This window comes from Paraglaciecola sp. L3A3, from assembly GCF_009796765.1.
GTDB lineage: Bacteria > Pseudomonadota > Gammaproteobacteria > Enterobacterales > Alteromonadaceae > Paraglaciecola.
Map to the genome: position 1 here is coordinate 2,200,679 of NZ_CP047023.1, position 12,201 is coordinate 2,212,879.

Consider the following 12,201-nt stretch of genomic DNA (forward strand, 5'->3'; position numbering starts at 1 on the left):
GTGATACTTCAAAACCGTAAATTTGATCCTAAAGTAAATATTCGCTGATGGTGTTCATAAGACAATAGCCGTTCATTAAATAGTGAAAAACTACGGAGGTTTTCATTGGTTAAGTTTTGGACTTCTAAAAACAGCCCCAATTTTTCACTTAATTGGTAGCTTACTTTAAAGTCTAACTGACCATAGTCATCAACCATTTCGGGTTGCCCTAGCAGGCCGCTATGTTTGCGAACAAATTCATCTCTGTGGTTGTAGATGATACTGGCATTAAATGTTTCAGTTTGATAAAAAAAGATCAAATTTAGGGTATCAGATAAGCCTTCAATAATTTCTTCACGAATACTACTATTAGCCTGCAATGGATCCGATGCAACATGGGTATAACGCAGTTCAATACCAGTACCATCAAAAGGAGCGGGTAGGCTTTCAAATTGATTTTGATAGACAAACTCATAACCATAAAATGAAGTGCTATCAGCGTTATATGGGGTACTGACTAAAAAGTCACCTTCTGGATGAGCGAGCAATGATTCAAAACCCACACTTTGTAAAATAAAATTATCAACACTTTTATAATAGAAGGTAAGGTCAATTAAGCCTTTATCATCAAAAAACCAAGACCAATTGATGTCAAAATTGATTGATTCATAGGGTTGCAGTTGCGGATTGCCTCTGATGGCAGTGCTGGCACCAGTTCTAGCGACATATTCACCAATAGATGGCGCTAATTTATCTAATGAAGGCCGTGATATGGTTTTTGAAACACCAATATTTATATACTGCTGATCATTTAATTCAAGTTTAAAATTGATATTAGGTAACCAGTTAACATAATTATTGGATTTGGATACAGGAATACTTTGTGCGTATGTAATACGTAACGATGTAGGATCTGTATCGCTATAGGTTAAATCTTGTATGCCTTGGTCGTAACCTTTTGATTTTATAATTGTAGCTGATAAGCGAACACCCATTTGCGCCGACCAATTCAAATCAAAAAGTTGGCCGCTTAGAAAGGTTTTAATATATGCTTCAAGTAGTTCTTCTCTGACGTCCCAGGAACTGTTAGGTAATTCGTTGGCATTAAAGCCTCCCAATTGTTTACGTAATTCTATTGTTTCTGCTAGGGGGTGGTTTGTATCAATGATAGCTTGCTGAATATGCTCATCTGACCAAAGGTAATCTATGTATTGTTGTGAGTCGAAGCCATACCAGACTTCAGGAACGCCACCATCTAAAAAACCACTTGCATCAATGGTACTAAACATCTCATCTGGTAAGTCAAATTCGTAACCACCAAACTCTTCACCCCAAGGCGTTTTAAATGCGATTTTTTCTTTTGTTCGGTCGGCATAATAAAGTCCATATTTAATTTGTTCCCAATGAGTGGACTTTAGAATAGTTTCGCCATCTAACTTAATTTGAAATATTCTATCTTCCACATCATCACCACTATCAATAGTAATGTGACTGCGAAGATCCGAAGCGTCGATAGAGTTAGCAAAACTAATATTGGCATAAGGACGGTTTTCTAACAGAGTATATTGAGGATTAGCATTAGGAGAACCTACAGCTGAGAATCGTTTGTTACCACCATTGTTACTTTTAGCCACTGCATAGGATATATCCATGACAATGTTACTGGCTTGACTAAAGTCATAACCTGCTGTGCCTGCAAAGTGTATTGTTTCGCTAGGACGATTTCGGATAAGCTGCACAAAATCACTGGCGAAGGACAAGTCGGATTTGTATCTATAACTCAATAAGGTGTTGTTTTGATCAACTGAAATACTATCAAAGGTATCTTTTTCGGCTGAATTTTCAGTATTACCGTTAATATGTGTCCAATTTCCAGATGAGGCTATACTGGATTCCACATCAAATCTAGAATATACAAGATCAGTAATAATATAGAGGTTGGGTGTGATATTTAATTTACTGACCCAAGACAGGCCAAAACGTTGCTTTTCTGATTGTTCAATTCGCAAGTCAAAATTTCTTGGTACCCAAATTTCACTATAATCTTCACTCCCTTCTTTGTTTTCGATTCCAGTTAAATCAGCTGCAAACCAACCATCTGAATTGGCTGATTCTATTCGGTAACTTTGTTGCAAAAAATTCATTGAAAAAATACTGGCAATAGTTTCTCCAGAGTAAGTCACAGAGCCAAATAATTCTGGGAAAAAATCACCATCTTCACTTGCTGATAATTTTATACCGCCACGTAAGTTGAACGATTTTTGATTAGTTCTCGGCTGGTTTACTAAGTTAATAGTTGCGCCAATACCGCCTGAGACTAATTCTGTTGTTTGTGTTTTATAGATATCAGAATACAAAAATAACTGCGGCGAGAAGGTGTCAAAACTAAATCCACTGCCTAAGTTCGTAGAAGGTAGTTGGCGATTATTATAAAGCACTGTATTCAACTCAGGGCCAAATCCCCTGACAGTTAAAAATAGTCCTTCACGTTTTCGATAGTCGGTACTGGCGCCAGCTGCCGATTGTAGGAGTGTTCCCACATTACGTTGAATATGATTTTTGTTGTTTTGAACACTGACATTTTCTACTAACACGTTTGAGTATCGTTTTTTTAAAAAACGTTTTTGATAGTTACTCAGTCTGCCTACAATAGAAATAATTTCGGGACTTTGTTCATCTAAGTGTTCTTCGATAGCATCAATGATGTCTTCAGGCGGAAATGTTGCAATTTCGTTTGGTTGTGAAGTGACTTCAGTGACTGGAATTTTGACTATTTTATATAAACCGTTGGCGTTTCTGACCGCCATTAGATTTGTACCTTCCAAAATTGTCGACATTCCACTGTCGATTGTTACCTTTCCATTAATTGCCGCAGAAGTTTTTTGACTAACTAAGTCATAGGGATAAAGAATTAATAAATCGGTTTGTTCAGCTAGTTTTCTTAGAGAAGTCGCTGTACTACCTGCTTCTATAGATAGTTGATAGGTTTTTGATGATGCAATAACAAATTGAGAATTTACCAAAAACAAAAAACAGACTATAAAAAAAAGTTTTCTATAAAACATATACAACATTAATTATCTTTTATTGCTGATGAGAGAATGTCAGAACTAATTTTTTATAATTTCAGTATACAAGTATCTCTATCGAATAGAAGTTTCTTTTTGTAATAATGTTCTATATATAAAACTTAATGTTATTAATGGTTCAATTTTCCGTTGTTACTTGGCTAAGCCAGTGGTTAATTACTGGCTTTATTGTTGTTTTTTTCTGAGTAAATAACTGTTGTTACTGATTTGAGATACTTCAATATTGAAGGTTTCTTCTAGCGCAACTAAAACTTGGTCAAGTTTGTTAATTTTGTATCTACCGCCCACCTTCATATTCGCTACTTGTGGATCATTAATGATAAAAGTAGCATGGGTGAACCGAGACACCTCATTCACGAAATCACTCATTGTTTGACCATCAAAAATGAGTACACCCGTTTGCCATGCTTGCTGACGCTCTAATTCTTTGCTATCTAAATTTTGGATGTTTTTAGCTACATTTTTTAATGCTGCCTTACCTTCATACATGGCATTTAGAGTGACTTTCTGGCCCGCATCTAACATGCCCACTGTCGATAAAATAGTGTTCATATGGTTAGCATCTTGCTCATTTCTTTCTTGTGAGAAAGGTGTGGTGATAAAGTCTTCAGTCACCGCAGATAGAGCAATACGTCCTTCTGTGACTAATACATCTAATAAATTGTCACGAAGTCTGACATTAAAGGCAGTACCAACAGCTTGTACACGTCCACCTGCTGCGTAAACTCTGAAAGGTTTATTGGCGTCTTTGGCCACTTCGAAATGCGCTTCACCATAAACTAACCAAACGTTTCTATTATCTTCGGTGTAATCCACCTGAACGCGACTGTTGGTATTTAAATATATGACAGAACCATCAACTAATTGGTGCTTATTTTGTTGACCAATGTTTGTTACATATAGACCGTTAGTTGTATATTCTGTTGTTTGTTTGCCTGAAAATACAAACAGTATTATTGCCACAAAAAACATGCTGCATAATGCAAAGGCAGGACGAAATGCAAACCCTTGTAAAAATGATTGTTTTTGTTTTGCTGTATAATGCTTGGCATTTAACAATTGATGAATTTTTTCTACAGGTACATCGTCCCATACTTGGGCCAGTGACAAAAACTCACGCTTATTCTGTGGATCGCTTTCTATCCATTGTGCAAATTCAGTTTGCTCGACCTTAGTTAAAGTAACGTCGCCATCCATTTTTATCAGCCAATCCGCGGCTATATCTTCAACGGATCTGGGAGCTGCAAATTTTATGATATTGTGATTCATATGCCCTTATCCGACTCTTTATTTTGACTGTTTATTTTTAATATTAGTGACACCATGTAAATCTATCTGGTGACGCTTTAAGTAATCTCTACAACTCAAAGTTGCTGTTTTTAAGTGTTTCTCTACACTACTTAGCGAAATTTCTAATTGTTCCGCTATTGTTTGGTGTTTTAATCCGTGAATTTTTCTTAATAAAAATACTTTTCGGCACTTTTCTGGTAATTCAGACATAGCTTTACAATATATATCGACAGCTTTATTCGCATCGATTTCATGTTCTAAACTATCGCCAATGGGATCATTTTCTTCACTGCTACAATCTTCTAAATAAACCGTCCTTTGATAGGATTTTTTACTTAATTCGTTCAATGCTAGATTTTTTGCAATAGTGAACAAAAAAGCTTTAGGAAATTCAATTTCTTTGCTCAACTCAGCATTGTGTGCTTTTATATAGACCTCTTGTACTACGTCCTCAACTGTTTGCTCTGATTTCAAATATTTCATTAAAAACCGCTTTAAAAAATCGGTGTTTTCAATAAATATTTGAGAAATCATGGTCATATAATTATGCCTTTTTGCATTGAAGTTGGATCGTGCTACTTACCAGTTTATTTAACATTATTAAGATCCATCTCTTATTGAATAAATTGAAATTTATCAAGCCATCTACATATTGAACAATCGACTATTGTTAACCCGTAAAAATAATATTTAAAATATGATAAGAATAAATTGAATACTTGTCAGTTTACTATAAGAAAGACTTTGGCACCCAAATGAAATGTTAATTTAGACCTCATTTGGGTTTCTCAATTATTGAGTTCTGGAAAAAAAATTAAGTCTAATTGTTATAAAGCTGGCCATGCTTTAGGCCGTTTATTTGAATCATTAACGCCGCTCATTGTTCTGTAACTGTTGATAACGTCATTGTTATCCAAGGGGTCATTGACAACTTTTTTCCATTCTTCCAGCTTTTCCATCATTTTCTTAATCCGCATTTTATGTTCTGGTTTATTAGCTAAATTAACCATTTCTAACGGATCTTTATGCATATCGAATAATTGGGTTTTCTTTAACATCGGATAATAGATCAATTTATAATCATCGGTGCGTAACATACGCTGAAAATGACGATAACTGCCATAAATGCTTGAGTAGATCTTGTCTTTTTCGCCACGTACTAGAGGAGCAATGCTCGGCGCTTGGACACTTTTAGGTATCTCCAAACCTGCCATGTCCACAATCGAAGGAAATACACTATTTAAATAAAACATTCCAGTAGCAGATTTCCCTACTGGGACATTTGGTCCTTGCATAATAAAGGGAGCTCTTATGCTATGATCATATTGATTTTGTTTACCCAATAGGCCATGTTTTCCTACAGATAAACCATGATCTGCGGTAAATACTATTAAGGTATTATCTAATTGCCCAGAATTTTTTAATGCCTCTAAAACACGACCTATTTGCGCATCAGTGTGTTCTATCATGGCGTAATATTCACCAATGGCTTTTTTCACTGCATAGGGAGTACGTGGATTGTTTTCTAATATTTCATCTCGAATATAGAAATCCCCTTGATTGAATGGGTGAGTTGGTAAGAAATTAGCGGGTAAATCTATTGTGTCGCCAGGATATTTACCCATATAACTTTGTGGTGCTTGCCTTGGGTCATGAGGGGCGAGAAACCCTACATACATCATAAATGGTTTTTCTTGTTTATGTTTTAGGAAATCAACTGCTGCATCAGCAATCACTTCACTGGTATGTTTTTGGGCTTTGTATGCTCGAAAATTTGTTTGATTACTTTTCGATGGTACATAATCAACAAACTCAGTATTGAACTGTCCACCTTTATGTAAGTGAGCCATGCCGTGCATAAAAATGGCCTGGCCTTCGGAAAAACTGGTTTCCCAATCTTGCTCAGATAAGTGCCATTTTCCGGTCATAAAAGTGTGATAGCCATTATCCTTAAAGGTTTCTCCCATTAATTTAATGCTGTCTTTCGTTTTGGCATCTAGTTTTTCTGGCCCACGACCAGTTTGATATAAGTGCCTACCAGTATTGATCATACGACGACTTGGTGAGCAGACTGCACCAGACCAGCTTCCCTGATTAAATACATGAGTAAAACTCATGCCGTTATGAGCCAGCGCATCAATATTGGGAGTGGAAATACGGTCGTTGCCAAAAGCATGAACAGTATCATAGGCTTGGTCATCAGTTAGGATAAATAGCACGTTGGTTTTGTCAGTATTGGCTAATACGGAGGCACTATATAAAAAGCCCAAACATATTAAAGCGGCGATACTCAGTTTATTGCGCATTGTTATATATGTCGATGCACGTTGTGCATCTGTTAAGTCTGTATGTTTCATAATCTAATTAATAACCCCTTAAACGTGTATATGTTTGACCATATTTATTGTGAAAACCGTAAAAATTTTACGGTTTTTATGTGTTTATCTTGTTACTTGTTCATTGCATTAAATTGTTTTTCAGATAAATGCATACCTAAAGACGAAGACAAAAATGAATAGAAGATATTTTTAGCGTTAACCGCCGCTGGAGCTGGTGCAGTGATGCAGTCAATCTGGATGGTCATATTAACTAGTTAATCTAGGTAGAAGTGAGATTTTGACTAGGGCACTAGTGAGTTATTACTATTAGCACCCTAGTTTTTGCAATGTAAGGCCTGTTAATTTGGGGCTTACATTTTGACTATAAATTTAAAAGTAGATATTGATATGAAATTAACTAAGAATATTCGACCATCATTACTGATTTGGCCTGCACTCAGTGTGTTGTTGTCCTGCACTTACGAAAGCACTAAACAGACTCCTGCTGAGCTTGTATCTACGCCCTCTAAACCGAACGTTTTATTTATATTGGTAGATGATTTGGGTTATGCCGACTTAAGTGTCATGGGCAGTGAATATTATGAAACTCCGAACATTGACAAAATTGCAAAGTCCGGGACTATATTCACTAATGGATATGCTGGTTCTAGAGTATGTAGTCCTTCTAGGGCAAGCCTAATGACAGGGCAGTTTACTGCTAGGCATGGCATAACACAATACGAAGGCAAGCGAACTACAGGGCAAGAATGGAAGCAAAGAAATAGACATACAAAGTTACTTCCCCCAGAATTTAAACTTCATTTAGATCAAAGTTCTACGACTCTTCCTGAAGCCTTCAAAGAACAGGGATACGCCACGTTTTTTGCTGGCAAATGGCATTTAGGCAGTAAAGAAGAAAATTCATTGCCAACCGACCATGGTTTCGACGTAAATCAAGGAGGAAACCAAGCAGGTGGTCCAAGTGGTGGCTTTTTTTCTCCATTTAAAAATCCTAATTTGACTAATTTACCTGAAGAAAAAGGCATGAGCCTATCGATGAAACTGGCAAAAGAAACATCAATCTTTATTGAAGATAATAAAGACGAGCCATTTTTTGCTTACCTTTCTTTTTATGCGGTTCATGCTCCTATCCAAACTTCAGAAGAAAAGTGGCGTAAATATAGAGATAAAGCTGAAAAAATGGGGATCCATCAATCAGGCTTTGAAATGGAAAGAGTGTTGCCTGCAAGAAAATATCAAGACAACCCGGTATATGCAGGTTTAATTGAGCAAGTTGATGAAGCGGTTGGTAGTGTGATGCAAACATTGCAAAAGCTTAATTTAACTGAAAATACTATTGTTATTTTTACGTCTGACAACGGCGGCGTAACCTCTGGCGATAACTATTCTACTAATCACCTAAGTTTACGTGGTGGTAAAGGGTACCAATGGGAAGGCGGGATGAGAGTGCCTTATTTTGTTTATGTGCCTTGGTTACAACAAAGCAATGAAAGTATTGATGAACCTGTTTCAGGAACTGATTTATTTCCTACATTATTAGACTTAGCTGGATTACCACTTAAGCCTGATGCGCATCTTGATGGGGTGAGTATTAAACCGCTTATTGAAGGTCGAGCCATACAATCCAGAGCTTTATACTGGCATTATCCACATTACGGAAATCAAGGTGGAGAACCTAGTTCTATCATTAGAAAAGGGCAGTGGAAATTAATTCATTATTGGGAAGATGGCCGCAATGAATTATATAATTTAGCTACGGATATAAGTGAACGCCATGACTTAGCAGCTCGTCATCCTGAGCAAACTGAAAAACTAAAGACACAACTTATCCAATGGTTAGCTTCGATGGATACACATTATGCTGCTGAAGATCCAACTTGGAATAAAATTGCACGTCAAAAACGTTTAGAAGAACATAAAACTATATTATTGCCCAAACTTGAAAAGCAACGAAAAGAAATGCTTTTACCCGATTGGTCACCGAATAATAATTGGTGGGGGAGTCAAATAACGCATAAAGATATTGGGGCAAAGCAGTAGCAGTTAAAACCACTTTTTTTAATAAGTGATTTAGGCTGTAATTTACTGGATGTCATTGATTGACACTAAATTGATTGACACTAAATTGATTGACACTAAATTGATTGACGGATAATTGAATATATATTGTTCGTCTTTTATATGTATAAAGTAACATTCGATCAACATATGAAGGAGGATCTATGTTTAAATGTCTTTTCATTATGACCCTTAGTTTACTGTTTTTACTGGGATGTAGTGCACAACCGTATCAAGCTGAAACGGGCTCTGAAGTGGAGATAAACGCCACAGGAAAATGGTCACCTATAGTTGAAGATAATTTACCTAATGTGTTAATTCTAGGAGATTCAATTTCAATAGGTTATACCCTTAAAGTGAGAGAATTACTAACAGGACAAGCTAATGTGTTTCGCCCTAATATTAACAATGGGCAAAAAGCTGAAAATTGCCAGGGCACTGAGTTTGGAGTGGGTCAAATTACTCGCTGGATTGGCGATAAAAAATGGGATGTTATCCATTTTAATTGGGGATTACATGATCTAAAACATGTGCAACCAGACTCAAGAAAAAATTCCAATAATTTTAATCATCCTCGTCAAGCTGAACCACAAATTTATCGTACAAATTTAGTTAAAATTGTTGAACAGTTGCAAACTACGGGGGCTAAATTAGTATTTGCTACTACTACCCCATATCCGGATGGTGTTAAACCAGCTCGCGCACCTATAGATGCGCTCGTTTATAACGATATAGCGCTACAACTTATGATTGAAAAAGGAATTCAAATAAATGATTTGTATGCCTTGTCAGAAAATAAATTAGAGCAAATCCAATTACCCAAAAATGTACATTTTAATGAACAAGGGCGTAAGTTACAGGCTGCTCAAGTGGCAAAAGTGATTCAACCCCTATTGTGACTTTCTTTAGCGAAATACATTAGGGGCTGTTGATCTTTGCTGAATATTTTTGCAGCGAATTGAACGGTATGAATACAATAAAGTACGAGTGTGATCTAGTTGCTCTACATGAATGAGTGCTGAGGCAGCAAAAATACTGCCCGCAGGCAGGGACTGCCTAAACGTTTACTTGATGACGAAATTTTTGTGGATAGCAAGGCGAGTTGTCGTTTGCAATAGCTGGCTATTGTTAGACAATCTAACGCCGCTAGGCGCAAAAAGAGCATTATCGAGAGGTTCGGCTTATCCAATATTCAGGTTAACTAGATTGGCATTAATTGATCGATTCAGAACACAAATTTAAGTTTAGCGTTGTTCCGACTAGGTTAACTACGTATGATTAGCTCTACACAGCTAACAGACAATAATCAAGATGACAGATAATAAAATTCCATCAGCCGATTTTATGGCACAAGTAAAAACTACCCAAACATTATGGGCACTACAAGATAAGGCCAGTGAAGGCTGGGTAGTACTTGATTCTATTAACTTTGAAAATGCCGATGTTATGCCGGTATGGTCTAGCATGGTATTAGCTAAAAAGCATTGTGTTGACGAATGGCAAGACTATGTACCAATGGCCATCAGCCTTTCTGATTGGTTAGAATATTGGGTTGAGGACTTAGCCGAAGACAATGTGTTAATTGGTGTAGAATGGTTAGATGCCGGTGAATATTTAGAGCTAGAGTTGGCTGAATTTAGTCAGATGTTAGCTAAATTAGAAGCCTTGTAATAGTGTAACAAAAAGTCGATGTTTTAAATTATTATCACTATTTGTGTAACTCAATGAAAATAAAAAAGCCTCTAGATAGAGGCTTTTTTATTGGCTATTTTGTATATTCAACTACGGTCTGATTTTGAGTTCCAAGGCCTTCAATGCTTAAGGCTATTTTATCTCCAGGGTTTAAGTATACTGGTGGTTTTTGGCCAAGTCCCACACCTGGGGGGGTACCAGTTGAAATCACATCGCCTGGTTGTAAGCTCATGAATTGGCTTAAGTAGCTAACGATAAAGGCAGGTTTAAATACCATAGTATTGGTATTTCCGTTTTGGAACCTTTTACCGTTCACTTCTAACCACATTGACAAGTTTTCTGGATCACTTACTTCGTCACAGGTGACTAACCATGGGCCGATTGGACCGAAAGTATCACAGCCTTTTCCTTTGTCCCATTGGTTACCTTTTTCAAGTTGGAATGTACGTTCTGATACATCGTTACACACACAATAGCCAGCGATATGATCCTTTGCTTCTTCCTCAGTCACATAAGAAGTGTGTTTACCAATAACAATGGCCAATTCTACTTCCCAATCAAGTTTGTCACTGTTTTTAGGTTGCACGATGTCGTCGTTAGGTCCACAAACAGCACTTGTTGCTTTAGTAAAAATTTCTGGTTCTGCAGGAATAGGCATGCCCGATTCTGCCGCGTGATCTGCATAGTTAAGGCCTACACAAAGAAATTTTCCTACATTGCCGACACATGCGCCGTATCTAACATTACCTTCAACAACCGGTAAGCTATTAATATCAATTGTTTTAATTTTATCTAATTGAGTTAATAAGGTTTCGCCATTAATGTCTGCCACTATGCTTGAAAGGCAACGTATATTACCATCGTTATCGATTATGCCTGGTTTTTCTTGACCTAAAGGTCCATAACGTAAAAGTTTCATTGTTGAGTCCTATATATTCATTTAATAATTTTGAGCTACTAGCTATAAATTTAAGTGTTTAGTTATTTAGAGTAACAAAGCCACCATCAATCGGGAAGTTACTACCCGTGATAAATGAAGCCTCGTCAGAGCATAAATATTCCACTAAAGCGGCAATTTCTTGGGGCTGTCCCATACGGCCTATTGGCTGACTTTTAGATAATTTTTCGAACATTTCATCGCGATTGTCAGGGTAATTATTATCTAAAAAGTTGTCGACAAATGGCGTGTGCACGCGGCCTGGAGAAATACAGTTACAACGAATACCGTCAGCAATATAATCTCGCGCGACAGAATAAGTCATAGTTAACACAGCCCCTTTACTCATAGAGTAAGCAAACCTATCAGTAATACCTACCGAAGAAGCAATTGAGGCCATGTTGATAATCACCCCACTTTTTTGTTGTTTCATGGCTTCGATACAAGCCGAAACACAATTATATACACCTTTAACATTTACGTTATATAGACGATCTAAATCTGCTTCACTGGTATTTTCTATGTTACCTATGTGTGCAATACCTGCATTATTAACAAGTATGTCGATAGCATTTTCTTCGATAATATTTTTGAACAATAACGTAACGTCTTTATGGTTGGCAATATCTAACTTATAAGCTTCTGCTAAACCACCTTGCGCACTGATAAGGTTGACTGTTTCTGTGGCTGCATTAATGTCTAGGTCAACCACAATAATCTTTAAATCTTTTTGTGCAAGACGTAAACAGATACTTTGACCAATACCACTGCCACCACCTGTTACTAATGCTACTTTCTTTTTGTTACTTGTCATGTT

At 36.8% G+C, this 12,201-nt stretch carries 10 protein-coding genes; 3 read left to right on the plus strand and 7 right to left on the minus strand.

The genetic code is table 11. From position 1 onward, the window contains the following. Nucleotides 1-8 precede the first annotated feature (8 nt). From GQR87_RS09155 to GQR87_RS22540, 5 genes are all read right to left on the minus strand, one after another. Nucleotides 9-3,008, minus strand: coding sequence for a TonB-dependent receptor (locus tag GQR87_RS09155; protein WP_158968619.1), 3,000 nt, complete (start codon nucleotides 3,006-3,008; stop codon nucleotides 9-11). A gap of 225 nt (nucleotides 3,009-3,233) precedes the next feature. Continuing rightward, entirely contained in the window at nucleotides 3,234-4,337 is a 1,104-nt protein-coding gene (locus GQR87_RS09160) for a FecR domain-containing protein (protein ID WP_158968621.1), read from the minus strand. Nucleotides 4,338-4,355: 18 nt separating this feature from the next. Further along, nucleotides 4,356-4,898, minus strand: a complete 543-nt coding sequence (locus tag GQR87_RS09165) for an RNA polymerase sigma factor (RefSeq protein WP_158968623.1) — start codon at nucleotides 4,896-4,898, stop codon at nucleotides 4,356-4,358. A gap of 287 nt (nucleotides 4,899-5,185) precedes the next feature. Then, nucleotides 5,186-6,715 carry a sulfatase-like hydrolase/transferase gene (locus tag GQR87_RS09170; protein ID WP_158968625.1) on the minus strand — a complete coding sequence of 510 codons (1,530 nt, stop codon included), beginning with the start codon at nucleotides 6,713-6,715 and terminating at the stop codon, nucleotides 5,186-5,188. Nucleotides 6,716-6,807: 92 nt separating this feature from the next. Continuing rightward, nucleotides 6,808-6,942: a hypothetical protein gene (locus GQR87_RS22540; protein WP_255456466.1), complete on the minus strand. Its 135-nt coding sequence runs from the start codon at nucleotides 6,940-6,942 to the stop codon at nucleotides 6,808-6,810. Nucleotides 6,943-7,084: 142 nt separating this feature from the next. Here GQR87_RS22540 and GQR87_RS09175 point away from each other — a divergent pair, with 142 nt between their 5' ends. The 3 genes from GQR87_RS09175 (at nucleotide 7,085) to GQR87_RS09185 (ending at nucleotide 10,426) form a co-directional block, all read left to right on the plus strand. Continuing rightward, nucleotides 7,085-8,737 carry a sulfatase gene (locus GQR87_RS09175; protein WP_158968627.1) on the plus strand — a complete coding sequence of 551 codons (1,653 nt, stop codon included), beginning with the start codon at nucleotides 7,085-7,087 and terminating at the stop codon, nucleotides 8,735-8,737. 182 nt (nucleotides 8,738-8,919) lie between these two features. Beyond that, nucleotides 8,920-9,654, plus strand: coding sequence for an SGNH/GDSL hydrolase family protein (locus tag GQR87_RS09180; protein WP_158968629.1), 735 nt, complete (start codon nucleotides 8,920-8,922; stop codon nucleotides 9,652-9,654). A gap of 412 nt (nucleotides 9,655-10,066) precedes the next feature. After that, complete coding sequence (locus GQR87_RS09185) at nucleotides 10,067-10,426, plus strand: DUF2750 domain-containing protein (protein ID WP_158968631.1); 360 nt, start codon at nucleotides 10,067-10,069, stop codon at nucleotides 10,424-10,426. Between the two features lie 94 nt (nucleotides 10,427-10,520). Here GQR87_RS09185 and GQR87_RS09190 read toward each other — a convergent pair whose 3' ends face one another. After that, a complete protein-coding gene (locus tag GQR87_RS09190) occupies nucleotides 10,521-11,366 on the minus strand; it encodes a fumarylacetoacetate hydrolase family protein (RefSeq protein ID WP_158968633.1) in 846 nt (281 codons plus the stop codon). Nucleotides 11,367-11,424: 58 nt separating this feature from the next. Further along, a complete protein-coding gene (locus tag GQR87_RS09195; protein WP_158968635.1) occupies nucleotides 11,425-12,198 on the minus strand; it encodes an SDR family NAD(P)-dependent oxidoreductase in 774 nt (257 codons plus the stop codon). Between the last annotated feature and the right edge of the window lie 3 nt (nucleotides 12,199-12,201).